The sequence below is a fragment of the Natronincola ferrireducens genome (assembly GCF_900100845.1).
In the GTDB taxonomy this organism is placed as follows: domain Bacteria; phylum Bacillota; class Clostridia; order Peptostreptococcales; family Natronincolaceae; genus Natronincola_B; species Natronincola_B ferrireducens.
Genome location: NZ_FNFP01000001.1, coordinates 345,385 through 371,489 on the forward strand (window position 1 = coordinate 345,385; position 26,105 = coordinate 371,489).

General features: G+C 36.1%; 25 protein-coding genes and 1 riboswitch. Of the genes, 21 read left to right on the top strand and 4 right to left on the bottom strand.

Annotated elements, in window-relative coordinates:
* Positions 1–119: 119 nt before the first annotated feature.
* The 7 genes from tsaE to BLS22_RS01600 all read left to right on the top strand — a co-directional run bounded on the left by tsaE (position 120) and on the right by BLS22_RS01600 (position 6,530).
* Positions 120–575 carry a tRNA (adenosine(37)-N6)-threonylcarbamoyltransferase complex ATPase subunit type 1 TsaE gene (gene tsaE, locus BLS22_RS01570; RefSeq protein ID WP_090549356.1) on the top strand — a complete coding sequence of 152 codons (456 nt, stop codon included), beginning with the start codon at positions 120–122 and terminating at the stop codon, positions 573–575.
* Positions 575–1,285, top strand: a complete 711-nt coding sequence (gene tsaB, locus BLS22_RS01575) for a tRNA (adenosine(37)-N6)-threonylcarbamoyltransferase complex dimerization subunit type 1 TsaB (protein WP_090549360.1) — start codon at positions 575–577, stop codon at positions 1,283–1,285. The genes tsaE and tsaB overlap by 1 nt, the downstream gene beginning before the upstream one ends.
* Positions 1,286–1,290: 5 nt before the next feature.
* A complete protein-coding gene (gene rimI, locus BLS22_RS01580) occupies positions 1,291–1,746 on the top strand; it encodes a ribosomal protein S18-alanine N-acetyltransferase (protein ID WP_090549363.1) in 456 nt (151 codons plus the stop codon).
* A 123-nt stretch (positions 1,747–1,869) separates the two neighbouring features.
* On the top strand, positions 1,870–3,141 hold the full coding sequence (locus tag BLS22_RS01585) for an efflux RND transporter periplasmic adaptor subunit (RefSeq protein WP_090549365.1): 1,272 nt from the start codon (positions 1,870–1,872) through the stop codon (positions 3,139–3,141).
* Positions 3,142–3,160: 19 nt separating this feature from the next.
* Positions 3,161–4,366: an ABC transporter permease gene (locus BLS22_RS01590; RefSeq protein WP_090549368.1), complete on the top strand. Its 1,206-nt coding sequence runs from the start codon at positions 3,161–3,163 to the stop codon at positions 4,364–4,366.
* A gap of 258 nt (positions 4,367–4,624) precedes the next feature.
* A complete protein-coding gene (locus BLS22_RS01595) occupies positions 4,625–5,833 on the top strand; it encodes an ABC transporter permease (RefSeq protein ID WP_090549371.1) in 1,209 nt (402 codons plus the stop codon).
* Between the two features lie 13 nt (positions 5,834–5,846).
* On the top strand, positions 5,847–6,530 hold the full coding sequence (locus BLS22_RS01600) for an ABC transporter ATP-binding protein (protein ID WP_090551525.1): 684 nt from the start codon (positions 5,847–5,849) through the stop codon (positions 6,528–6,530).
* A 4-nt stretch (positions 6,531–6,534) separates the two neighbouring features.
* Here BLS22_RS01600 and BLS22_RS14930 read toward each other — a convergent pair whose 3' ends face one another.
* Positions 6,535–6,696, bottom strand: a complete 162-nt coding sequence (locus BLS22_RS14930; RefSeq protein WP_176762003.1) for a hypothetical protein — start codon at positions 6,694–6,696, stop codon at positions 6,535–6,537.
* 498 nt (positions 6,697–7,194) lie between these two features.
* Here BLS22_RS14930 and tsaD point away from each other — a divergent pair, with 498 nt between their 5' ends.
* Complete coding sequence (gene tsaD / locus BLS22_RS01605; RefSeq protein WP_090549374.1) at positions 7,195–8,235, top strand: tRNA (adenosine(37)-N6)-threonylcarbamoyltransferase complex transferase subunit TsaD; 1,041 nt, start codon at positions 7,195–7,197, stop codon at positions 8,233–8,235.
* A gap of 136 nt (positions 8,236–8,371) precedes the next feature.
* A complete protein-coding gene (locus tag BLS22_RS14935; RefSeq protein ID WP_176762004.1) occupies positions 8,372–8,539 on the top strand; it encodes a hypothetical protein in 168 nt (55 codons plus the stop codon).
* Between the two features lie 501 nt (positions 8,540–9,040).
* On the opposite strand, the gene pepV is transcribed toward BLS22_RS14935, so the two are convergent.
* Both pepV and BLS22_RS01615 read right to left on the bottom strand, forming a co-directional pair.
* Entirely contained in the window at positions 9,041–10,450 is a 1,410-nt protein-coding gene (gene pepV / locus BLS22_RS01610) for a dipeptidase PepV (RefSeq protein ID WP_090549376.1), read from the bottom strand.
* Between the two features lie 50 nt (positions 10,451–10,500).
* The gene (locus BLS22_RS01615) at positions 10,501–12,417 is read right to left on the bottom strand and encodes an ABC-F family ATP-binding cassette domain-containing protein (RefSeq protein WP_090549377.1); all 1,917 of its coding nucleotides are present in this window, start codon (positions 12,415–12,417) and stop codon (positions 10,501–10,503) included.
* 555 nt (positions 12,418–12,972) lie between these two features.
* On the opposite strand from BLS22_RS01615, the gene BLS22_RS01620 reads away from it, so the two are divergent.
* From BLS22_RS01620 to BLS22_RS01640, 5 genes are all read left to right on the top strand, one after another.
* On the top strand, positions 12,973–13,608 hold the full coding sequence (locus BLS22_RS01620; RefSeq protein WP_090549381.1) for a redox-sensing transcriptional repressor Rex: 636 nt from the start codon (positions 12,973–12,975) through the stop codon (positions 13,606–13,608).
* A gap of 184 nt (positions 13,609–13,792) precedes the next feature.
* Complete coding sequence (locus tag BLS22_RS01625) at positions 13,793–14,932, top strand: acyl-CoA dehydrogenase (protein ID WP_090549384.1); 1,140 nt, start codon at positions 13,793–13,795, stop codon at positions 14,930–14,932.
* A gap of 74 nt (positions 14,933–15,006) precedes the next feature.
* Complete coding sequence (locus BLS22_RS01630) at positions 15,007–15,795, top strand: electron transfer flavoprotein subunit beta/FixA family protein (protein WP_090549387.1); 789 nt, start codon at positions 15,007–15,009, stop codon at positions 15,793–15,795.
* A gap of 16 nt (positions 15,796–15,811) precedes the next feature.
* Complete coding sequence (locus tag BLS22_RS01635) at positions 15,812–17,041, top strand: electron transfer flavoprotein subunit alpha (protein ID WP_090549390.1); 1,230 nt, start codon at positions 15,812–15,814, stop codon at positions 17,039–17,041.
* A gap of 111 nt (positions 17,042–17,152) precedes the next feature.
* Positions 17,153–17,611 (top strand): MarR family winged helix-turn-helix transcriptional regulator, encoded by a 459-nt coding sequence (locus BLS22_RS01640; protein WP_090551529.1) that lies wholly within the window; start codon positions 17,153–17,155, stop codon positions 17,609–17,611.
* 51 nt (positions 17,612–17,662) lie between these two features.
* Here the strand turns inward: BLS22_RS01640 and BLS22_RS01645 are convergent, their stop codons facing one another.
* The gene (locus BLS22_RS01645) at positions 17,663–17,833 is read right to left on the bottom strand and encodes a 4Fe-4S binding protein (RefSeq protein WP_090549393.1); all 171 of its coding nucleotides are present in this window, start codon (positions 17,831–17,833) and stop codon (positions 17,663–17,665) included.
* A gap of 192 nt (positions 17,834–18,025) precedes the next feature.
* Between BLS22_RS01645 and BLS22_RS01650 the strand changes: the two genes are divergently transcribed.
* From BLS22_RS01650 to BLS22_RS01675, 7 genes are all read left to right on the top strand, one after another.
* Positions 18,026–18,841 (top strand): Asp23/Gls24 family envelope stress response protein, encoded by an 816-nt coding sequence (locus tag BLS22_RS01650; RefSeq protein WP_090549396.1) that lies wholly within the window; start codon positions 18,026–18,028, stop codon positions 18,839–18,841.
* 280 nt (positions 18,842–19,121) lie between these two features.
* Positions 19,122–20,375: a Glu/Leu/Phe/Val family dehydrogenase gene (locus BLS22_RS01655; RefSeq protein ID WP_090549399.1), complete on the top strand. Its 1,254-nt coding sequence runs from the start codon at positions 19,122–19,124 to the stop codon at positions 20,373–20,375.
* Between the two features lie 170 nt (positions 20,376–20,545).
* Positions 20,546–20,671, top strand: a complete 126-nt coding sequence (locus BLS22_RS15470; RefSeq protein WP_143011232.1) for a pseudouridine-5'-phosphate glycosidase — start codon at positions 20,546–20,548, stop codon at positions 20,669–20,671.
* A 178-nt stretch (positions 20,672–20,849) separates the two neighbouring features.
* Positions 20,850–20,933: riboswitch (cyclic di-GMP riboswitch) on the top strand.
* Between the two features lie 185 nt (positions 20,934–21,118).
* Entirely contained in the window at positions 21,119–22,876 is a 1,758-nt protein-coding gene (locus tag BLS22_RS01660) for a sensor histidine kinase (protein ID WP_176762005.1), read from the top strand.
* A complete protein-coding gene (locus BLS22_RS01665; protein WP_090549404.1) occupies positions 22,873–23,490 on the top strand; it encodes a response regulator in 618 nt (205 codons plus the stop codon). The genes BLS22_RS01660 and BLS22_RS01665 overlap by 4 nt, the downstream gene beginning before the upstream one ends.
* A 290-nt stretch (positions 23,491–23,780) precedes the next feature.
* Positions 23,781–25,487 carry a sensor histidine kinase gene (locus tag BLS22_RS01670; RefSeq protein WP_090549407.1) on the top strand — a complete coding sequence of 569 codons (1,707 nt, stop codon included), beginning with the start codon at positions 23,781–23,783 and terminating at the stop codon, positions 25,485–25,487.
* A complete protein-coding gene (locus BLS22_RS01675; RefSeq protein ID WP_090549410.1) occupies positions 25,484–26,104 on the top strand; it encodes a response regulator in 621 nt (206 codons plus the stop codon). The genes BLS22_RS01670 and BLS22_RS01675 overlap by 4 nt, the downstream gene beginning before the upstream one ends.
* Position 26,105 lies beyond the last annotated feature (1 nt).

Sequence of the window (26,105 nt, forward strand, 5' to 3'; positions counted from 1 at the left end):
TAATCGACTAATTTAGGAGGTTAAGCTTGTTTTTAAAAAATGGTTGTGTAACGATTATTATACTGAATCCTACAGAAGAAAGTAGAGTAATAAATAGAAAAGATAAGTAGGTGCTAAGGATGAAATGTGTAAAAGCTTTGACTGAGAAGGAAACGGAAGCTTTAGGAATAAAGCTGGGAAGTTTGATGGGACCTGGAGATGTGCTGTGCTTGATAGGAGATTTAGGTGCTGGTAAAACCACCTTTACAAAAGCCTTTGCAATAGGTTTAGATATTATGGAGGATGTTACCAGTCCAACCTTTACGATAGTTCAAGAATATGAAGGGAGAATACCCCTTTATCATTTTGATGTCTATCGTGTTAGTCACGTCAGGGAAATGGAGGATATTCCCTATGAGGAATATTTTTATGGTGATGGGGTATGTGTCATTGAATGGGCCCATCTAATTGAGGAGGTTCTTCCTAAAGATTATTTAAAAATAGAGATAAAATATATAGGCCCACAAGAACGGGAGATATGCTTTCAAGCCACAAATGCTTATTATGAAAAACAAATAGAGGAGTTGTTACAGTAATGAAAATGCTAGCACTGGACACCTCATCCATCGTTGCCACTGTAGCTATTTTAGATGAGGATAAATTGGTGGGGGAATACATATTAAACCATAAAAAAACCCATTCTCAAAAACTAATGCCTATGATTGAGGATATTTTGAAAAGCTGTGAATTGACACCAAAGGATATTGATGTTTTTGCTGTAGCCTTGGGTCCAGGTTCCTTTACTGGTCTTAGAATAGGCTTGGCCACCATCAAGGCAATGGCTCAAGCATTGGAGAAACCCGTCATAGGGGTATCTACCTTGGAGGCTTTAACCTACAATCTTCCCTATGCTAAAGAACTGGTATGTCCCATACTGGATGCCCAGCGGGATTTGGTTTATACAGGGCTTTATCAATGGCAACAGGGGGAATTTATTAAGGTGATGGAGGAGGAGGTTGTTACCATAGAAGCTCTATTAGAAAACCTTAAGACAAGGGGAGAAAAAGTAATCTTTTTAGGAGATGCTTTAGAAAAATTTCGAGGGGTTATTTTACAGGAATTGAAGGAAAATGCCATCATCCCCCCTGCTATAGTAAGGATGCCCAGGGCTTCCTCGGTTGCAGAGTTGGCCAGCAGAAGGAGAAGGGCAGGAAATCTACAGAAGGCCTCGGAGGTATTACCTATTTACATGAGAAAATCCCAAGCAGAAAACCAGTGGGAAGAACGTATGAATAAGGGGAAGTAGAAGATATGGAGGAATTGGAAGTAAGAAGGATGTTGTTGAAGGATATTGACGATGTAGTAGAAATAGAAAAAAGATGCTTTCCCATACCGTGGACTAGGGGGGCTTTTGAAACGGAGCTAAGGAAAAACAAATTAGCTCTATACTTTGTTGGTCTATGGAGGGGGAAGGTAGTAGGGTATGGAGGTATGTGGCTGATTATAGATGAGGGTCATATTACCAACATAGCTGTCCATCCCGATTATCAAGGAAGGAAAGTAGGAGAAGCTATTGTTGAGGCTATTATAGAGGAAGCTAAGGCAAGAAGAATTTATCGTATTACACTAGAGGTAAGGAAGTCCAATGATATAGCACAAAATCTTTATAAGAAATTAGGGTTCATAACCTGTGGCATAAGACCCGGCTATTATAGTGATAATGGTGAAGATGCCATGATTATGTGGAAGGAGCTAGCATCTATATAAAAGTATATAGGTGCTTTTAATTTATAAGAGTTTATATAAAATATTGGAATTTTATTGAATAAATGTTATTATCTTATAGAAGAAAAGCTATTTGTGCTTGATAGAGTCTAGGGAGGAATTGTGATGGCGAAAGGAAAGTCTAAAAAAAAGAAAATCATCATTTTAGCTGTAGTGTTTCTTGTAATTGCAATAGCTACCGTTGGTGCTACTACAGCCTTTAGAAATAAGAAGGAGGGGGTCTCTGTAGATATACTAACCCTTACTAAAGGAGGGATTACCGTTACTGTACCGGCCAATGGTGTGCTGGAGGAGATAGAAAAGCATACAATTTTTACGGAAACCACTACTAAGGTCCTCTCCATTGAAGTAAAAGAGGGGGATTATGTACAAAAAGGACAAATGCTAGCAATGTTGGATACAAAGGATTTAGGTAATCAGCTGGCGATAAAAAGAAATTTATTAGAAATGGATAAAATTGATTTAGCTAAGCTAGAAGTTGCTCGTGAAGAAACAATTGATGAAAACAATCGTAGAGTAGAAGGTAGTCTCAGGACTATAGAGGATACAAAAAAGACTTTGATGAGAAACACAGAGCTATACAACCACGGTGCTATCTCTAAGGAGGAATTTGAAGCCAGTGAGAGGGCCTATGAAGATGCTAAAAGAGCCTATGGGGAGGCTGCAAAAACCTCTGATATTATGGCTTTTGATATAGAAAAAATGAAAAAGAAGATAGAAATTACCAAGCTGGAAATTGCTGATATGGAGAGGGAAGTTCAAAAGCAAGAGGATAAAATCATTAGTCCTATAGAGGGAATGGTTACAGCTATTAACTTAGAAGAGGGAGGATTTACGAATCCTACTAATCCAAGCTTTATTATTTCCAATATTGAAGACTTAGCTATTGAAATCAATGTTAGTGAATACGATATTGCAAAGGTAGAGGTAGGTCAAGAGGTGGAAATTGAAACAGACGCCCTGTCTGGCACAACCTTCAAAGGCTTTGTAGAGAGGGTTGCACCTGTAGCTAAAAGACTGGCCACAGGTCAAACCACAGAAACAGTCATCCCAGTTACCATAAAGGTGAAGGAAAACCATGAACTATTAAAGCCCGGTTTTTCTGTAAAGACGAAAATCATTAGTCAGCAGAAGGAAGATGTTTTAGTGATTCCCTTTGATGCTATTATTTTAGAACAAAATGGAGCAAAGATTGTCTTTGTGGTGAGGGAGGATATTCTTCATAAAGTAGAGGTTCAAACAGGGATAGAATCGGATTTTGATATAGAAATTATAAGGGGTTTAGAGGTGGGGGACAAAATTGTTCTAAATCCATCCATGACTTTAACAGAAGGTATGAAGGTCATTGTCAATGAAAGACAACAGAAGGAAAAATAATAGTGGGGAAGGATAGATTATGAATCTATTAGAAAATATTCTATTGGCGGCATCGACTATTAGGGCCAATAAAATGCGGTCATTTTTGACAATGCTAGGGATTATTATTGGCATTGCTGCTGTAGTGGCGATATCTGCTATCGGAAATGGTGGCAAATATCAAATACAAAAGAGTATGGAACAGTTTGGAACCAATCGATTGATGGTCTATATGAACTGGGAAAAGCAGGGGGAGATGACCCAGAGGGATTATCTCAACGATAGAGATATTGAAGGGATTAAAAGGATTCAGGGTATTGAGGCCATAACACCCCTCTATGAAGAATGGACTTCTTTAACTGTTAGAAACCATCATATAGATATTGTTTTGGTGGGAGCAAATGCCGATAGTCAGATCATTACAAATGTTAAGATGATAAAGGGAAGATTTATTAACGATAACGATGTAGCCAATAACAGCAATCAGATTGTTATTTCCGAGAAGGAAGCAAGGGAGCTATTTGGCACTATAGATGTCATCGGAGAGAAGGTAACCTTAAATAGCTATAGGGGACCTGTGGATTTCAACATAGTTGGTATTACAAATTATGAAGAAAATCTTTTTAGTGGCACGATGAATAATGGTAGGGCCCAGGTTTATGTACCTATTTCAACTATTATGCGGGTATATAATCAGACGGTTTACTATGGCGTTAATTTAAAGATTGCCAATAGGGAGGATATGGACATCGTTGGGCAACAGGTTATAAGATTATTGGAAAGAATGCATAACAATAAGGATATGTACACAATGTTTAATTTAGAGCAAATGCTACAAACGATTAATGGTGTTATTGCTACCGTTACAACGGTTTTGGCCTTTATTGCTGGTATAGCTCTTTTGGTAGGGGGGATTGGCATTATGAACATTATGCTGGTCTCAGTAAGTGAAAGGATACGGGAAATAGGTATCAAGAAGGCCATTGGAGCCAAAAGAAGTACCATTCTACTACAATTTATAACTGAATCCTCCATTATATCCCTATTGGGAGGAATAATAGGTATCATATTTGGTTTTGTCTTGGGGTTAGGGGCTTCCTTTTTATTGAAGATGCCACCGTTGATTAGTATAAGGGAAGTGGTGGGGGCCACCCTGTTGGCAATGACCATTGGAATCCTATTTGGTGTATATCCTGCCAATCGAGCTGCTAAAATGAATCCTATTGAAGCTCTGGGGTACGAGTAGGGGAATAGAAAAATTTAAAATTAAAAATGCAAAATTTAAAATTTAAAATGCAAATACGAAATTTAAAATCCAAAATGCAAATACGAAATTTAAAATCCAAAATGCAAATACGAAATTTAAAATCCAAAATGCAAATACGAAATTTAAAATCCAAAATCCAAAATGAAAAAACCACCTCTATAACTAGAGATAAGTAGATTGGAAAAAAGTTTTTCTATTATTTAAGTAGGCTTTAATAGATTAAAGGAGAAGAATTGTATGCTGTTGATAGAAACCTTTAGAGTGGCCCTACAAAGTATTTGGACAAATAAACTACGGTCTAGTTTAACGATATTGGGCTTGGTGATAGGAATATTATCGGTAGTAGTGATTACTACTTTAGGTAATGCCGCCCAAGCCGATATGACATCAGCCTTTGAACAATATGGGAAGGGAAAGCTAAATGTTAACCTTCGAGGTAATGCTGATCGCCCAGCAGTATATCGGGATTTTTTTAGTGATGAGGATATAAGTGCTATAGGGAGGATGGAGGATGATATTATAGCTATTTCTCCTGAACTGAGGCGTTGGATGACGATACAGCATGGGAATAAGCAGACACGAATCGATATGATGGGGGTTAACCATAATTATAATCAGGTAGAGACCATAGACCTTCTTGGTGGTCGATTTTTTACAGAAGAAGATACCTTGGGTAGAAGAAATGTAATGATCATCGACGAAAAAACTGCTAGGTTTTTATTTGACTCCACTGACGTCATCGGTGAGATTGTAACTGTGACGACGGGCTGGTATGCAGTGGAGCTTATGATCATAGGTGTAGATAAGCTAATGGATTCAGCAATTCTCAACATGGCCCAAGGAGACTATTCCTATGGTTATATGCCCATTACTTTAGCGGCTAGAATGTATTTTACCGACAGATATCCTAGATTTATGCTTCAAGCCCAAGAGGGATTAAATCTAGATGCTGTGTCAGAAAGGGTTTTAAACCTATTGGAAAGAAGGAACAAGGAAAGGGATATGTATTGGGTATTTACAAGAGAGGAACAATTCAATCAAGCTACAGAGGGGATAGGATTTTTAACGGCCACCGTTTCTGGTATAGCTGCTATAGCCCTTTTGGTAGGAGGCATTGGTATTATGAATATTATGCTGGTCTCGGTAACAGAAAGAACCCGTGAGATCGGTATTCGAAAGGCTATTGGAGCTAAGCCAAGGGTAATCCTGCTACAGTTTTTAGTAGAGGCTGTAATTCTCTCGATATTTGGGGGGATGATAGGACTTTTTATAGGAGGTATGATTAGCTTAGGTATTGTAAAGGCTTTAGGTCTGCCCTTTATAATATCCAAAGGGGTTATTGCTTTGGCCTTTATCTTTTCAACAACTATAGGGATTATTTTTGGAGTGTATCCTGCAAATAAAGCTTCAAAGCTAGATCCTATTGAAGCCTTAAGATATGAATAAATGGGGTGTAGAGATGATTACCGTAAAGGATTTAAATAAAGTTTATGAAAATGGAAGTATAGCAGTTCAAGCACTAAGGAATGTAAATTTGGAGATTGATGAAGGTGAGTTTGTAGCTATTACGGGGCCCTCTGGATCAGGAAAGTCTACGTTTATGAACATTATTGGGTGCTTAGATAGAGCCACCTCTGGACTATATATATTAGGTGGAGAAACAATTGAAGATTTATCGGATAATGAATTGGCAGCAATACGAAATAGAAAAATAGGTTTTGTCTTTCAGTCCTTTAATCTCCTCCCTAGAACCTCTGCTTTGAAAAATGTGGAGCTACCTATGATGTATGCTGGAATAGGCAAGAAGGAGAGGAGGGCTAGGGCATTAGATGCACTAGAAAGAGTGGGTTTGGGGGACAGGGTAGATCATAAACCCAATGAGCTTTCAGGAGGACAAAAACAAAGGGTAGCGGTGGCTAGGGCCTTAGTAAACAATCCTTCCATCATTTTAGCCGATGAACCTACTGGGAACCTAGATTCTAAATCCACCCAAGAAGTAATGGACTTATTTAAAAAGTTAAATGAAGAGGGGGTTACTATTTTAATTGTAACCCATGAAAAGGATATTGCAGAACAGACAAAAAGAATTGTTAGTTTTCGCGATGGAGAAATCATTGTGGACAAAGAATCGATAGAAGCCTAGGCTTCTATCGATTCTTTCCTTTATTTTCTTTAGGAGTCATTTGAAAAATCGCTTGTTCTGTTGAGTCTATTGGAAAAAGCATCCCATCAGACATAATGTTTTCACTGCCTAATCTTTGGGATAAACTTCTTTCTGGAGAAGTATTCTTATATCTTCTTTTACTCATACAGTCAGCTCCCTTCAGCTCCTTAAGATTAATTTAGGGGAAGTTTTTATTCCCACTGAATTATAGCCCAAGTTATTTGATGTAATGGGTCTCCTCCTACCTGGGGAAGTAATAGACTAAAAACAATACACCAAAGGATAAAAAAAGATTAAGGTTGAAGTCTAGCATAAAAAATCTTGACCCTCCTTTAACCTTAAGATTAGTATAGACAAAAATAAAAAAATTACTAACACAAAAAATGTAAATAATTTTTGTGTTCCATACTTAATGGATATATAATAGAGTGGGTAAGCTATAGATATTAATTAAAAATGAAAAATGAAAAATGAAAAATGAATAATGAAGAATGAAGAATGAAGAATGAAGAATGAAGAATGAAGGTCAAGATCTAAAAGCTTAAAAACCGAGAAGTATTAACTTAGAATTTTCAAGAGAGTTTTTATATAGAAGTTTTTTTGGAAATACTATTGACTTTCATAGATAGAAGGAGAGAAAAAAATGTCTAAAGATTTTACTAAGGATGATATCATTACGTTGGCCATCGAAAGCAGCTGTGATGAAACCTCTGTAAGTATTTTAAAAAATGGTCGTACTGTTTTATCAAATATCATTGCAACCCAGATAGAACAACATAAAAAATTTGGGGGGGTTGTTCCAGAGGTAGCCTCTAGAAAACATATAGAAAATATTAATTTTGTTATAGGGGAAGCGTTGGAGGAGGCTAATGTTACCTTTGATGATATAACCCATGTGGCTTCAACCTATGGGCCTGGTTTAGTGGGAGCATTGCTGGTGGGTTTATCAGCGGCTAAAGCCATTGCCTTTGCAAGAGAGATTCCCTTCAATGGGGTTAACCATATAGAAGGCCATATTTATGCAAATTTTATTGAACATCAGGAGCTGGAGCCTCCATTTGTTTGTCTCATTGTCTCAGGTGGACATACCCATTTAGTTTATATGAAGGACTATGGAGAATATGAAATATTGGGAAAGACAAGGGATGATGCAGCTGGGGAAGCCTTTGATAAAGTGGCCCGTGCTTTAGGATTAGGATATCCTGGGGGGCCTGAAATCGATAAATTAGCTAAAATAGGGGATAAGGAAGCCATAGCTTTTCCAAAGGCCTATTTAGAAGAAGGAAGCTATGATTTTAGTTTTAGTGGATTAAAATCCGCTGTCCTCAATTATTTGAACTCCCAAAGGATGAAGGGAAATCCTATAGTGATAGAGGACGTAGCTGCTAGTTTTCAACAGGCGGTTATTGAAATATTGGTTGAAAAAACCATGGCCTGTGCTATAGAGAAGGGTGTAAAACAAATTACCATAGCTGGAGGTGTCGCAGCCAATAGCGGTCTTCGCCAACTATTAGGAAAGAAGGCTGAGGCCCATGGTCTACACTTAAAATATCCTTCCCTAAAGCTATGTACCGATAATGCTGCCATGATCGGTTGTGTAGCCTATTATGACTATATTAAGGGATATCGATCCTCACTGGATTTAAATGGTATACCTAATCTCAAAATAGGAGAGCGACATTAAAGTTAATCTAAACTTATCCACAGAAAACCTAAATTTACAAAATATGTAAACAATTCATAACATTACTTGTATAATCCCTTCTATCCCCTATGATATAATAAAATTGTCAGACTTTTTTATAAAGGGGGAAGTTTATATGGAAATGTTGTCATGGATGAAAAAAGTGGATACAAGAATGAAGAAAAGTTCGCTATTACAATTGATTGATGAAATGCATGGGGTTATTCACGCACTACTTGTTGATAACAAAAGATATAAAGACACAATCCTAGAACTAAAGAAAGCATTGGAACAGCAGCAATAATAAGTACATAATCACAAAACAATAATTTTATCCTTCGGTGTAGTGCTAAGACTCCCGCTTCTTAAGGGGGAGATCAAGCACTACATCCTCGAAGTAAATTCGGCTGCAATTCAGAGGGTGTAAAAACTCCCTCTTGATAAACAAACGAAGTGATCACCAGGAAAGTTAGAAACCAAACTTTCGGTTGTCTACTTAATAAATTAAGTCTCATTTTATAATACTTTATGTTAATAAAAAACCCTATCTTGGCCAAGATTAGGGTTTTTTATTTTCTATTTTGTGATTAAATTATACACAGATGGGTAGGGGAAATGATGTTAATAATGTGAATGAACTATCAATAAAGGTGATTACAACAACACATCCTGTGGATAAACCTGTGGACTCTGTGGAAAACCTGTGGATGAATGTGGATATAAGTTCCCCCTTTAAATCTATGCTTTAGTATTAAAAAATATAACTAAAAAATTTCGTTAACATAATTTTTTTGTAAGTTTCCCTTTATTTAGCTAATTCATAAATAGCCTTACCGTAAATATAGGTAATTTTCATGAGGTTTTCTATAGAGATGCATTCATCTTTTTGATGGGCCAGTTCTTCTTCTCCAGGGAATATCGGACCAAAAGCCACTGTATTTTCTAAGGTTCTAGCATAGGTTCCTCCACCTAGGGTAATGGGTTGATTTTCATTATCTCCTGTTTCTTCTCTGTAGACCTTCATCAAGCTTTGTATTAGCTTATGTTCCTTAGGAACATATAGGGGTTTAGAGTCTTCATCTAGGATTAAATCTATATTTGTTCCTACCAGCTGTTGCTGAATACCCTCTAAAACTTCTTTGCCAGTAACCTTGATGGGGTATCTGATATTTACTGTCACATCAACAAAATCTTCATTGGCATCAATAATACCTACATTAAAGATGAGTTTGCCGGAAATGTCATCTTCAAAGCCACAGCCAATAGATTCACCATTGTATTCCATACCAATCTTGTTATTATATATTTTAATAAAACGAAGAATACCACATTGATAGTCCTCTAATTCCCCTAAAAATGCCAACAGTTGAGAAATGGCATTGTGACCCTTTTCAGGCGTACTGCCATGGGCGGAAACACCTTCAGACTTGATGATAACATCTTCTCCTTCAAAGGCTAAAGACAATTTATAGCCAGTCTTTTCTACGAAGGTCTCCAATCGATTCTCTAGCTTTTCTTTACCAGTATTGTTTACCTTTAGCACTGCCCTACAAAAGTCTGGAACCACGTTGGGGCGTGTGCCCCCCTTGATGCTTTTTACAGCTATGTCACTGGTGCATTTACATTTTTTTTCAAAGACTGTCCTTAAAGAAAAAACTTGTATTCCCTTTTCTCCATAAATTACAGGGAAATCCCCATCGGGGGTAAAGGCCATATCAGGATTCTTTTCTTTAGATAGATAATATTCCATATCCTGCATCCCTGTCTCCTCATTGGTACCAAAAATCATCCTGACCTTCCTCTGGAGGGGTAAGCCAGATTCCTTTAATGCCTTCATGGCGTAAAGGGTTGTAATGACAGGACCCTTATCATCTACGGTGCCTCTACCATAGATTTTATCATCATGGATTTCTCCACCATAGGGAGGATAAGTCCAACCATCACCCTCCGGTACCACATCTAGGTGGCCAAGGATACCAATGGTTTCCTCCCCATCCCCCATTTCAGCATAACCAACATACCCATCTAGGTTTTTGGTGGTGAAGCCCATTTCTTGTGATAACCTCAAGGCATACTGAAGGGCAGCATCCACACCTTCTCCAAAGGGCATCCCCTCTTTGCCTTCTTCTTCAACGCTTTTAATTCTTACGATTTCCTGTGTTTTTTCAATGATGTCTTGACGATATCCATCAATAATCTCTTTTAATTTCTCCATTCCCTATTCCTCCTAATTTTTATTATAATTTTATTTATAATTATATTATACTATACTTCCTTCCTTTCCCATTCTTCATAAAGCCTATTAATTTTATCCTTAAGCCCTAGGGTTTCTTGATGAATTTCTTTGCTTTTACTGGGGTTAGAGTAGATTTCCTCTTGACACATGAGGGTTTCTAATTCTGATAAATTTTCCTCTAGCTCCATAATTTCTAACTCTATTTTCTCCTGGGCTTTGGAGAGCTGTCGAAGGCGTTCCCGTTCCTCCTTCTCCCTGCGACGCTCCTCTTTTAATTGAGTTTTTGTCTTAAGGGGGGATTCTTCGTCGTCATCCAAAAGCTGTTGATTTTTCTTTTCCACATAATAAGCATAGTTCCCTAGGAATACTTCTACACCCTCAGCCCTTAAATCGATGATTTTTGTTGTTACACGATTTAAAAAATAACGATCATGGGAGATAACAAAAATTGTACCATCATACTGTAGCAGGGCATCCTCAAGAACTTCCTTAGAGTCAATATCCAAATGATTGGTGGGTTCATCCAGCAATAGAAGGTTTGCTTTGGATAAAATCAATTTTAAGAGAGAAAGTCTAGCTTTTTCCCCACCACTTAAAGTAGACACCTGTTTAAAAACATCTTCACCTTTAAACAGAAAAGCCCCTAAAAGGGTTCTGATCTCTGTTTGATCCATGGAGGTGTGATCATCCCAAATTTCATCAATAGCCATTTTATCTGGATGTAGATTTTCCTGTTCTTGATCATAATAGCCTAAATGAACATTATGGCCTAATCGGAGGGTACCACTGCTGGCTTGAATTTTATCCAGAATAATCTTAAAGAGGGTGGACTTCCCAATGCCATTGGGTCCGATTAATCCAATCCTTTCTCCACGATAAATTTCAAAAGTAACATTTTGAAACAGGGGAATATCTTCAAAGGATTTACTTAAAGCCTCCACAGTTAAAATATCATTTCCACTTTTTAGGGCTGCTTCAAATTGAATTTTTGCCCTGTCTCGATGGATTTGAGGGCGATGGAGCTCTTCTACCTTTGCCAATTGTTTTTCCTTACTTTTAGCACGATTCATAAGCTTTTCTGTACCATGCTGTCGAAGTCTTCGGATAACATCTTTTTGTCTAGTAATTTCTTTTTGCTGCTCAGTATAATCCTTTAATTGTTGCTCTCGAATCACCTGTTTTTGCTTCATAAAGGCGGTATAGTTTCCTTTGTAGCTTTCAAGTCGATGGTTTTCAATCTCCATAATACGATTTACCAATTGGTCAAGAAAGTATCGGTCATGGGAAATCATTAAAATTGTGCCGGAATAATCCTTCAAAAATCCCTCCAACCACTCTACAGCTTCTATATCCAAATGGTTGGTGGGTTCATCCAGCATGAGAATATCAGGTTTCTTTAACAATAGCTTAGCAAGGGAAATACGGGTTTTCTGGCCACCACTCAGCTGAAAAATTGGCTGGTGAAATTCTTCTTCAGAAAAGCCCAACCCCCTTAACACTCCCCTCACTTCGCTGCGGAAACCATAACCATTTTTTTGGTTAAATTCCTCCAGCATAGATGCGTATTGTTCCATAATATTTTCTAAGTCTAAAGAAGAATCGGTATTCTTACCAAGTTCTGAAATTTCATACTCCAGCTCCCTTAGTTTTTTCTCCATGTCAATTAAATGGGAAAATACTTCCACCACTTCGTCGTAAACGTTTTTGGAGGGATTTAAAATATTATTTTGTTCTAAATAACCTATACTTGTGGATTTGGCTATATAAAGCTCACCACCATCATAGGATAATTGTTGGCATAGAATCTTAAAAAGAGTGGATTTACCAGCACCATTAACACCAACTAAACCCACTTTTTCTCCTTTATTAATACTAAAGGTAATATTTTCTATAATTAAATCAACACCAAAATACTTTGATAGGCTGTTACAAGATAAAACGATCATATGATTATGTCCTCCTGAAATTATTTGTTATCGTACCCTCCACATAAAGGATCTATTATTTAAAAAAAGTTATTTTAACTAAGGTATTTGTAACAAAGTCTTCCTTTGCAAGATTCATAGGTAGACTTTGTTGAAATACATTACGGAAATTATGACTTCTCCACAATTTATGAAAGTATATAATTTCCTATGTATTATAAAAAAATCAACATTTACTAATAGTTTAACAAAAAAAGTGGTAATAATAAAGAAAAAGACTATAAACTAATAATATTGTTAAATTAATGATTTACACAAAAATGAATCTTTGTTATAATACTAAATTATAGAAAAAAAACCTAAGTTCATGAGTTATTAATTAAAAACTTCTATTGATTATACTTATAGGTTATATTTATAATAAAGTGGAGATAGATATTAGTATAGCTGCTTTTCACCCACAGTAAAAGAAGAAGCCAAAAATTTATTCTAATATAATCGGAATATTCTAAAAACAATTATTTTTTTATAAAAGAATCGTTCTGAAATAAAAATTATTAATAGGAGACTGATGTTATGGGTAAGAATCATAAAGATATATCAATGGCGGTTATTCGGAGACTACCAAAATACCACAGATATTTAAAGGATCTGCTGGATAAGGAGGTCTACAGAATTTCCTCAAAGGAACTAAGTGCTATGATGGGATTTACAGCTTCTCAAATTCGTCAAGACTTAAATAACTTTGGCGGATTTGGTCAACAGGGGTATGGTTATAATGTGGAGGAACTGTATGGTGAAATTCAAAAAATTCTAGGATTAATGGCCTCCTATAATACTGTTATTGTAGGATCAGGGAATCTAGGGCAAGCTATTGCTAATTATACCAATTTCCAGAAGTATGGTTTTAAGCTAATGGCTTTATTTGATACGAATCCTAAGCTCATTGGTATGAAGATTCGTGATGTTCCCGTCTTTGACATTGACGAATTACAGGGATTTATAGACGAAAAACAAGTTGATATCGGAATTATCTGTACCCCTAAGGAGTTTGCACAGGATATAGCAGATAAGCTTGTGAAGTCAGGAGTATCAGCTATTTGGAATTTTGCCCCTATAGATCTTAAAGTTCCGGAGGATATTATTATTGAAAATGTACATTTAAGTGATAGTTTATTTATCCTATCCTATTTATTAAATAATCAAGAGTAATAAAAGGAGTAAAAAGCCTACATCTTTCAATGGAGGCTTTTTACTTTTTCAAAGAAGAATAATAATCGGAAAAAAGAAAATATTTTTTAAATTAAACTTTTAATTATTGTAAACTTATGTTAAAATATTATCAAAGATGGATAACAATTTAACATAAGGGTTTTAGTATGTAAGGAGGGACATTATGAACTTTAATTTAAGTAAACAGCAGGAAATGGTAAGGAAGGTAGTAAGGGAGTTTGTAGAAAAAGAGGTTAGACCCATAGCAGCTGAGGTGGATGAGACGGAAAGGTTTCCCAAAGAAAACGTTGAAAAAATGGCGAGGTACAAAATGCTAGGTGTGAGTATTCCTAAGGCCTACGGTGGAGCTGGAGGAGATGATTTGAGTTATGCCATCACAGTAGAGGAATTATCAAAGGCCTGTGGAACTACTGGGGTTATTTGTTCAGCCCACACATCCTTGGCGTGCTGGCCTATTTATAAGTTTGGTACTGAAGATCAAAAACAAAAGTATCTAGTACCCTTAGCAAAGGGAGAAAAGCTTGGGGCCTTTGGATTGACAGAGGCAAATGCTGGCACAGATGCAGGATCTCAACAAACGACAGCGGTTTTAGATGGAGAGGACTACATTATAAATGGAACAAAAATTTTTATAACCAATGGTAACCAAGCAGATATTTATGTAATATTTGCTATGACAGATAAGTCTAAAGGAGTAAAGGGAATTTCTACCTTTATTATTGAAAGAAATACCCCTGGCTTTAGTATCGGTAAAGTAGAGAAAAAAATGGGTATTAAGGGCTCGGCTACTACTGAATTGGTTTTTGAAAATGTTAGAATACCCAAAGAAAATCTTCTAGGAAAAATAGGGGAGGGCTTTAAAATTGCTATGCAAACCCTAGATGGCGGAAGAATTGGTATAGCTGCTCAGGCCCTAGGCATTGCCCAAGGAGCCATAGATGAAACAGCAAGATACTTAAAGGAAAGACAGCAGTTTGGAAGACCTATTGGTCAGTTCCAAGCCCTCCAATTCAATATCGCTGACATGGTTACAAAGGTAGAGGCGGCTAGGCTATTGGTTTATCAAGCTGCATCAGCTAAAGCTGAGGGAAAGAAATATAGTCACTTAGCAGCTATGGCAAAGCTTTATGCATCTGAAACTGCTATGGAGGTAACGACAAAGGCTGTACAGATGCATGGAGGCTATGGCTATACCAAGGATTATCCTGTAGAAAGAATGATGAGGGATGCAAAGATTACAGAAATCTATGAGGGAACTTCTGAAGTACAGAGAATGGTTATTGCAGCCAATGCATTGAAGTAAAATGAGATTTAATTTAGTAATCAGCATACTGAAGAATAAGAGGATGCTAAAGATAGATGAGGGAGGTAAGGTAGATGAAAATCATCGTTTGTGCAAAGCAAGTGCCAGATACAACAGAAGTAAGAATTGATCCAGTGAAGGGTACATTAATTCGGGATGGTGTGCCTAGCATATTGAATCCTGATGACAAAAATGCCTTAGAAGAGGCTTTAAAGATAAAGGAAAAGCAACCGGATGCAACAGTTACAATATTATCCATGGGGCCGCCACAAGCGGAGGATGCCTTAAGGGAAGCATTGGCTATGGGGGCAGATAGGGCTATACTGTTAAGTGATAGAGAATTTGCAGGGGCTGATACATGGGCTACCTCTGCTACTCTGGCAGCTGCCATTAAAAAAATTGGAGATTACGATTTGATTTTCTGTGGGAGACAAGCAATAGATGGAGATACAGCTCAAGTGGGGCCACAAATTGCTGAGAGATTAGATTTACCCCAGGTTACCTACGTAGAAAAATTAACTATCCATAGGGATAAGTTAGAGGTCCATAGGGCATTGGAGGATGGCTATGAAATAATAGAGATGAAACTGCCAGCCCTTCTGACAGCGGTAAAAGAGTTAAATGAACCAAGATATCCTTCAATAGAAGGAATATTTGATGCCTATGGAGAGAAACAAGTGGAGGTATGGCGTGCTAAGGATTTACAAGTAGATCCTAATCACATTGGTTTAAAGGGGTCCCCTACCCAAGTAAAAAAATCCTTTACCCCTGAGGCAAAGGGAAAGGGTGAAATGTTAAAGGGAAACGGTAAAGACGTTGTTATACAGTTACTGATGAATTTAAAGAAAAAGCATATTATATAGCGGGGAGGGAAAAGAAATGGCCGTAAAAATAGTAGATGAAATGTGTAAAGGATGTACATTATGTGTGGGGGCTTGTCCCTTTGGTGCTATTGAAATGCAGGAAGGAATAGCTGTAATTAATGAACAGTGTACCAATTGCGGTGTTTGTATAGATACCTGTAACTTTGAAGCAATTCTTCAAGAAAAAGAAGAAAAAGAAGTAAAGGATATAAGTAGTTATAAGGGTGTATGGGTTTTTGCAGAACAAAGACAAGGTATATTACAACCAGTTGCTATAGAATTATTAGGTGAGGGTCGTAAAATAGCTGATGAAATTGGTGTGGAACTGGCTGCTGTTTTACTGGGGGATAATGTAAAATATCTAGAAAAACAGTTAATTGCCTATGGTGCTGATAAGGTTTATCTATGTGAAGATAGAGAATTAAAGGAATATACAACCGATGGCTATACAAAAGTTCTATCCCAAATGATTAATACCTATAAACCCGAAATTGTATTGGTGGGAGCTACCCATATCGGAAGAGATCTAGCTCCCAGAATAGCAGCACGAATTAACACAGGGTTAACTGCTGACTGTACGAAGCTAGAGGTGGACACTGAGGACAAAAAACTATTACAAACAAGACCAGCCTTTGGAGGAAATATTATGGCCACCATTATATGTCCCAACCATAGACCTCAAATGGCAACAGTAAGGTCTGGGGTAATGACGAAGGCTAAAAAGGATGAAGCGAGAAGGGGTGAAGTAATCACTGTAGCTGCTGATTTAAAGCAGGAAGATATTCGAACAAAGGTGATAGAGATTATAAAACAGCAGAAATCTATTGCAAATATTCAAGAAGCAGAGGTTATTGTTGCTGGTGGTAGAGGCTTAGGAAAAAAAGAAGGCTTTCAGCTTTTGGAAAAACTGGCAAATAAACTTGGCGGTGTGGTAGGTGCTTCTAGGGCAGTGGTGGATTTAGATTGGATTGATCATGACTATCAGGTAGGACAAACTGGAAAGACAGTAAGACCAAGACTATATATCGCCTGTGGTATTTCTGGAGCCATACAACATTTAGCGGGAATGCAGGGGGCTGAGTGTATTGTGGCTATCAACAAAAATCCAGATGCTCCTATATTTAAAATTGCCGATTATGGTATAGTAGGAGATGTATATGAAATTCTACCTCTACTGATAGATACATTAGAAAAAGAAGATATAGAGGAAATTCTTTTTCAAGAGGTGGCAGCAGCGAGGGCTTAGGAGAGGGGACTACCTCTCTTCTTTTTTTGTTTGGGGCATAAACTTGTATCCCAAGGACTTATCCTATATACTGAATGTAATGTTTATAAAAAAATCAACAAAGGTGATGGAATGAGAAATTATTATCAGCAAATTCACGAATATTTATTAAAGTTAATAAAAAATATTCTTTCATATGATAAAAAGGGACTTCAAGTAAAAGGAATAGATCTGTCTCTTTTAGAATTGCTAATAATTAAAGAACTGGGAGGGGAAAAGGAAAAGAAGATGTTCGAGGTGATTGATGCCTTGGGTATTGACCGTAATTCTTTTGTAACCCTTATCAATAAACTTCAACAGCAGCAGTATATTATAAAAACCAAGTCAGAAGAAGATAAAAGAGTACATTTGTTAAGCTTATCTTCTAAGGGTGAGGAATTATTAGAGGAAATTGAGGATAAGGAAAAGGAACTTCTCTATTCTCTATTAAATGATTTTTCCTTTAATGAAGAAAAAGCAGTACTGAAATTTTTAGTAAAGCTAGACATGCTAAAAAAAGATAAGCATAAGGAGAAGGAAAATGATATATAAAAAAGCAGCAGTTTTTTCAACTGCCGCTTTTTTTATGATCATTTTATAAGATTACTCTGGAATAGGTGCATCTACAGGACATACGTTAGCACAAGCACCACAATCAATGCATCCATCTTGATCGATTACATAGATATCATCTCCTGCTGAAATAACATCTACTGGACATTCTGGTTCACATGCTCCACAGCTAATACAAGCATCAGTAATTTTATATGCCATTGTTGGTTCCTCCTCTATGTATAATTTATTTACCTACAATATGTATTATAACAAGGGGAAAATATTATAATCAATAAATATTCTATTTTTTTCTACAAAAACACTAAAATATAATGATTATCATTTTATTTGTATAGACAAGAAAAAAATATGATAAAATAGATATTAATCTGTAGTATGGGAGGTTTTTGTATGAGGGTTATTGTATTGGTGGGTACCAGTGGAACAGGTAAAAGCTATCAAGCTATGCATGTGGCTAAAGCAAAAAATATTAAATATATTATTGATGATGGGCTTTTAATTAAAGAAAACAAAGTTTTGGCAGGGTATTCTGCAAAAAGGGAAAAATCAAAGATGGCGGCAATAAAAAGAGCTCTTTTTATTGATAACAATCATCGACTAGAAGTTAAACAAGCCATTGATAAAGAAAATCCTGAAGGAATATTGATTTTAGGAACTTCAGAAAAAATGGTTTATTCCATTGCCCAAACCTTGGAGCTTGGGGATGTGACAGAAAAGATTTATATAGAGGATATTGCTACGGAAGAGGATATTAAAACTGCTAAAAAAAGTCGTAAAAAGGAAGGAAAGCATATTATCCCGGTACCAACCTTTGAAATTAAAAAGGAATTTTCTGGATATTTCCTAAACCCCTTAAAGGTATTCAAGAGGATGGGCAGAGACGAAACCCAAGAAGCAGAAAAATCTGTCGTAAGACCTACCTTTAGTTACTTAGGGAAGTATACCATATCCGACAGGGTGGTTCGGGAATTAATTTTCTATGCTGCCAATAAAATTATAGGCATATATAAAATAGACCATGTAGATATCACTAATACCCAAGAGGGCTTGACTATTGAGCTGGAGGTAAAAATTGTTTATGGCAATCCTATTAGAGCCCTAATGGAACGGTTGCAGGAGCAGGTAAAGTATGAGGTTGAAGAGATGACATCCTTTAATATTATTAGTGTCAATGTAGATGTAAAAAGTTTGGTAATATGCGATTAAGGTATTTGCAAATTAAAAATGGATATGCTATAATTTAAATTGAAGGCTTGGCTAACGGTTTCGGATAACAGTAATAATTAGACAAATTTTTTTGTCCATAAGGGTAAAAATTAGTTAATAATTTAACGGTATCTATACATAATTATTTTAGGATGAAATAGTAGGTCTTATATTTACTGAAAAATCAAAATGTTTTCAAAAAAGCCTTTGCTTTTTTGATATAAATGCTACACTATATTTTTAGAAGCATATAAAATATTTTTTAGGAGGGTATAGGAACATGGGGGAAAAACACATCAATGTATTTGAAACGGCTCAAAAGCAGGTGAAGCAGGCATGTGACAAGCTAGGAACAGATCCAGCGGTATATGAGATTTTAAAAAATCCAATGAGAGTATTGGAAGTAGCGGTTCCTGTTAAAATGGACGATGGCACAGTGAAAAGTTTCATTGGCTACAGGGCGCAGCACAATGATGCTATAGGGCCTTTTAAAGGTGGTATTAGATTTCATCCAGATGTAAACCTGGACGAGGTAAAAGCTCTTTCTACATGGATGACATTTAAATGTGGTGTAGTTGGTGTTCCATATGGTGGAGGTAAAGGTGGAATTACTGTAAATCCATCGGAATTATCCCAAGGAGAATTAGAAAGATTATCAAGAGGATTTACTAGAGCTATTGCTCCAATCATCGGAGAAAAAGTGGATATTCCGGCACCAGACGTAAATACAAACGGTCAAATTATGGCTTGGATGGTAGACGAATATCACAAAGCTACTGGTGATTTCCAACCTGGAGTACTTACAGGAAAGCCTGTATCCTTCTATGGTTCATTAGCAAGAACAGAAGCAACTGGATATGGTGTGGCCATTATGGCGAGAGATGCTGCTAAGAAAATTAATTTACCATTAGAAGAAGCAACAGTTGCTCTTCAAGGCTTTGGTAATGTAGGTAGTTATGCGGCTTTATATATTGCAGAAATGGGAGCTAAGGTAGTTGCGGTTTCTGATGCCTCTGGATGTATCATAAACAAAAATGGTCTTGATGTACCGGCATTAGCAGAATATGTAAAAGAACACAAGATTGTAAAAGACTTCCCAGGAGCTGAAGAAGTAATAGATAGAAATGAAGTTTTTGCATTAAATGTAGATATCTTAATGCCATGTGCTTTAGAAAATCAAATTACAGCAGAAAATGCTGTTAATATTAAGGCTAAAATCATCAGTGAAGGTGCTAATGGACCTACAACATTAGATGCAGATAAAATTCTAGACGAAAGAGGCATCGTTGTAGTACCAGATATTTTAGCAAATGCTGGTGGTGTTACAGTATCCTATTTTGAGTGGGTACAAAACCTAATGAGATATTCTTGGACCTTTGAAGAAGTTCAAGAAAAGCAATCTCAATTAATGGAAAAAGCCTTCAATGAAATTTGGGCATTAAAAGAAGAGCATGGGGTAAACATGAGGGTAGCGGCTTACATGATGTCTATCAAGCGTGTTGCTGATGCTATGAAGTTAAGAGGCTGGTACTAGGATTTTAAAATAAAAATTATATAGTAATAGTTGGGGCAGATATTCTTCGGAGTATCTGCCTTTATTACTATTTAATCATTTAAATACAAAGAATAGCAAACAAATTATTAATAGATTAAGAACAAATCAAGTTACTTATTATACAAATTAGCAGTATAGAGAGAACATGATTGGCAACGATTAAGGAAATACCAAAGGATAAAAGCCTAGAGGCGAATATACCGCTAGTTTATAGTAATGATAGAGTAGGAACCCAGTTTACGTTGGATTTTGGAAAAGTTGCTGGGAATTTGTAGAGGATGATATTACACAGGAATTTTAAATGCAAAAAAAGAAAAGAAACTACAAAAGTTTACTAATATTCCTGTAGAAATTTACGTAAAAAAGCAAATCTATGATTTAAAAGCTTAATATTGTAAGAATAACAACGAAGAGTTTATATTTTAAACAACCCCCAAACTAGATATAATAAAATATATAGATGGGGACAATGATTTGTATTCTTTAATTGGGCACTTGGAATGCAAGGAGTCAGTAGTGCAACCTGCCAGCTAGTAATAGCTGGTTTTGTGTTCTAATCCATTAGGGGGAATTGTTACAATAAATAAACCTACTGCATATAATTTTTTTAAAATGGCAATATTCTAATGAGGTTTAGAATAATATATAGAAGCTTATTAATAATGACAGTAAAAGACCTAATAATATCATAGAATAAAAACATGGAAGAAGTGATGTGGCCTGTGGACAATAGGCAGAAAGTAACTACCTTGTTTATGAAAACCAACTTCTTAGAAAATCAACCTGGAGAGATAAAAGTTATCTATATTTATCGATATATGTCATTATTATTGACTTCCCTCTTCTATCTAATTGGCACACCCTCTGTACCCATTATATTTAAGATAGGAGTTATCTTTTTATTGTATTTATCTGCAAAAATTATGATGGGTTTCTACATAAAGCTTCACAAAAACGTATTTATCATGAAGGTATTGGTTTTATTAGAGTCTTCAGGAATTATACTATTACTATTTCCATCAGGAGGTATCAGTAGTCCTTTTATTTGGTATGCATTGAATCCCGTTTTAGTGGCGGCTAATTATTTAAATACCATCTTTTGCTGGTTGACCCTAACCCTTTATCTTGTTTCGGCAACCGCTATAAGCATCAATTTTATTAATCACTACAACCAATCAATTATAGAGATGACAAAGGAAAATGCTCACCTCGTTTTAGTATTTGTTTTAATCACATTAGCTGTTCAACTACTTTCCAATCTATGCAAAAAGCTACATGAGCAATCGCATCATTTAGTGATACAAAAAAGGGAGCTGTTAAAAGCCAATGATGCTTTACAACAGCTGAATGGAAGTCTTGAAGAATCCATGGAGCACATTATGGATCTTTATCAGGCGGTGGAGATATTCACTAACCAAAACAATCGTCAAAATCTATTTCAAGTTTTTGCAGATTATACAGAAAAACTGACAAAAACAAATTTAGCTTTTTTTTGTGGGTTACCCTATTCAAAATATAGGGAAATAATTACAGTCAGTAACGATAAAAGCATCAATAATGAGAAATTACAGATTAAAAAGGCCATTCAAGAGTATGGAGATTCCTTTAAACATACTGCTTACCCCATGGAATTTATAATTAATGCCCAAAGATACAGCCTGATAAAGGTAAAATCCTCAACCAATAGATATGGATTAATAGGAATTCAGTTAGAGGATGAGACCCAATTAAATGGGCTAAGGTTAAGACAGTTATACTTTCTTGCTAACCTATGCACTGTCATTTTAGAAAGGTTGGAGCTAGAAGAAATAGAAGAACAACTAATGCTAGTAGAAGAGCAAAATCGAATTGCTAATGAAATACATGACAATGTATCTCAACGGCTTTTTAGTATTACTTATGCCATCCATGCTTTAAATGGAAAATGGCAAAGCATTTCAAATGATAGATTAAAAGTACAGTTAGAGCATATTAGACAATCTGCCAACGAAGCTATGCAGGATCTAAGGGCTTCTATATATCGGCTAAGCTCAAGAAAGAGGGGGGAGAAGTCCCTACATAAAACCATTAACACTTATCTTAATAGCTTAGCTAATCTTAACGGTATTACCGTAGATTTTGAAATAAAAGGAGAAGAGGAACTGATTCCAAATCCAGTAAAAAAAGCATTTTTTAGGCTTATCCGTGAGGCCACAGGGAATGCAGTCCGGCACGGAAGATGTAAAGAGATACAGGTGGAAATTCACGTGGAGAAAGGAAAAATAGTGCTGATGGTACGTGATGACGGCAAGGGCTTTAACTTCAGTGCACTACAGCAAACTCAGCATAGTGGTCTAGGGATTGGAAATATGAAAAATCTTGTAGAAGCTTTTGGTGGAGAATTTCAATTATATAGCCAGTTGGGTAACGGAACAAAAATACACATTACTATTCCAACTAATAGGGGTTCTATTGAAGAGGAAGGAGGTTTAGCTATATGAAAATTGTTATAGTAGATGACCATCCCCTTGTAAGAAAGGGATTATCTCTTGTACTGGAAAACGAAAAAAATATAGAAGTAAAAGGAGAAGCTGGAACCATCACGGAGGCCTGTGAGATTATATTAAAGGAAAAGCCTGATATAGCCTTAGTTGATATAAAGCTTGGTCGGGAAAATGGCCTAGAAATTATTGAAAAAATTTTTAAAGAGAAAATAACCTGTAAATTCCTTTTATTAACCTCATCTGCAAATGAAGAGGATTTTAGACGGGCAGAAATATTAGGTGCCCATGGTTACGTCCTGAAAGAAGCATTGCCTGAGGAACTCTTATATGCCATCAATCTTGTGAACAGGGGAAGAAAGTACTATGATCCAGGATTAATGGAACTGTTAATGCAGGAGGATGACAGCGAAGAAATTTTAACAGAACGGGAGCAGGAGGTATTAAAGGCTTTAGGGAAGGGCTTGAGCAATCGGGAAATAGGCAACAGACTATTTATCACAGAGTATACCGTAAAAAAACATGTTAGTCAGATTTTAGCTAAGCTGGAGCTTGCCGATAGAACACAGGCAGCATTGTATGCCAATGCAAAGGGATTAGTAAAGTATCAATAAAATACAAAAAAATTATCCGTCTACAAAAGGCGGTTTTTTTCTGCTCCTAAAGTATACCTTTGACTACTACTCTAGTATAAACAAGGGGAATCTTTAGAGGAAAATCATCGGTAGACAAATTTAGGAGGAACTTTCTATGCGATGGAGGGATAATAAAGTAAACTCAGGAGGGAAGTTAAAGGATTTTCAAAAGGCTATACTAAAAGAAAGTAGTATTTTGGGGAATTTCTAAAAAATAAATTGAAAATTTGCATCTATATAGAAAAAACTAAGACAAAGGGGGAAAACCCTTGATTTATCCAAGAATATACCACAGGATAAGAAGCTTATATAAAGAAAGAGAAATATTTAAAATAGTATTTTACTATAGGTATATTTCTCTATTAATTACATCTACACTTTATATTGCTGGAGATTTAAATCACTCAATGCCAAGGAAAGGTTTTGTCGTAGTATGTATGACTATATCTTCCCTATTACTTCATTATCTTTACATAAAAAATGGAAAGTCTACCTTTAAAATCACTTTGTTAATATTGTTAGAAACCATAGGAAACTCTTTTATACTGATCCCTTCTGGAGGCCTAAGTAGCCCCTATGTTTGGTATTCTCTAAATACCATTCTAGTGGCTTCCATTAAGTTAAATGCTAAGTATTGTTGGTTGAATCTCTTTATTTATTTTTTTAGTTCTACTATTGCAGTTCAATTTATTGTAGAAGAAAGTAGAAGCTTTACTAGGATATTGATAGAGGAATCCAATCTCCTCCTGAGCTTTGTTCTGATCACAGGAGTTATTCAAATGCTAGTAAAGTATGCTAGGAGAATCCATAAGGAAAGCAATAGACTGGCAGCAATCAATAGACAGTTGTTGATAGCCAATAGAAAAAATAAAGAAGCTATGAATTACATAATGGAAATTTATCAAGGAGTCCACCTTTTTACAAAACAGGAGAACAAAAAGGATTTTATAGAGCTGATGATTGATTATAGCAGGAAGATGATAAGAAGCGATATGGTGGTTTTTGTAGAATGCTTTAGGGAGGCCGAGCAAACAATCATTGAAGGGTCTGGTTCTATTAGAGAAGAAGTGATTTCAGAAATATATAAAGGATGGAAAGATATGATTTCCTATGATGGACCAATAGAAGTGCAACTAAAAGGAAGAACATATCTTTTAATTGCTATTGGATGCAGTTATAGGGTTTATGGAATATTAGGGGTTGATATAACTCCTCAAATCACAGAGGATAGCTATAAGGAAACTGTAGAACAGCTAAAATTTTTAGCTAGTCTTAGTGCAGTAACTTTTGAAAAGTTTGAATTAGAAAAGATAAATGAAAGGCTATTAATCAATGAAGAACAGAATCGTATAGCTAATGAAATTCATGATGGTATATTACAAAGGATATTTAGCATATCCTGTAGCATATATACCAACATTAAGCACCTAGAACAAAAAGAAATTAGGGATATAGCCCTTGAGTTAAATAAAACAAGGAGCTATCTCAACGGGGTAATGAAGGATTTAAGGAATACGATTTACTCCCTTAGCTGGAGCAAGGAAGGCACTAATAATTTTATTGTTAATATTAAAAACTATATTGAAGAAATGAAATCATTAAACAATAGTAATATTAACCTGCACCTAGAAGGTGATCATGAAGCCTTGTCTATGGAACAAAAAAAAGCTATCTATAGAATTATATGTGAAGGTATTGGCAATGCCCTCCGACATGGAAGGGCAACAACTATAGATGTTTATCTTTCGATAGGAATGAATATGAGCTTTTTACAAATTCTAGATAATGGTATCGGCTTTGAACCTATAGCCTTAGAGAGGGAGGGAAGGATGGGATTGGGTCTAAAAAATATTCGCATCCTAAGTCAAGCCATGAACGGGAACCTAAAGCTAGATAGTCAGGTAGGAACGGGGACAAAGATAACCATCGAAATTCCTAATACAATTCAAAAGCTATACGAGGAGGAAGTAGTATGAGGGTACTAATTGTTGACGATCATCCATTGGTTAGAAGGGGGATAGCCTCTGCCCTCTCCTTTGAAGAAAGCATAGAAGAAGTAAAAGAGGCAGGTAGTATAGCAGAGGCGTTATCTATCATGTCCAAAGATAATCTAGAGATTATTATGATTGATTTAAATCTTGGCAGGGAGGATGGCCTAGAACTAGTCAATCAAGCCAAAAACAAAAATATATCAACAAAATTTGTAGTTTTAACCTCTTCCCTAAGGAAGGAAGATTTTTTTAGGGCAAAAGAAGTAGGTGTAGAGGGATATATACTAAAGGAAGCATTTCCAGAGGATATCCTCTATGGTCTAAAGGTAGTGGCAAAGGGGAAAAAGTTTTATGATCCTGAGGTTATGCAGTTTCATATGAGGGGAGATAAAAAAAGCTATTTGGATGAGCTGTCACCTAGGGAACAGGATGTTCTTGGTGAACTTGGAAAGGGCATGAGTAACATAGAAATTGCCCAAAGGCTGTATATATCAGAACATACAGTAAAGAAGCATGTCAGCAACATCCTCTCAAAGCTAAGATTAAACCACAGAACAGAAGCAGCCCTTTATATAAATAATACTGAAAGATTCGGCTACTAAG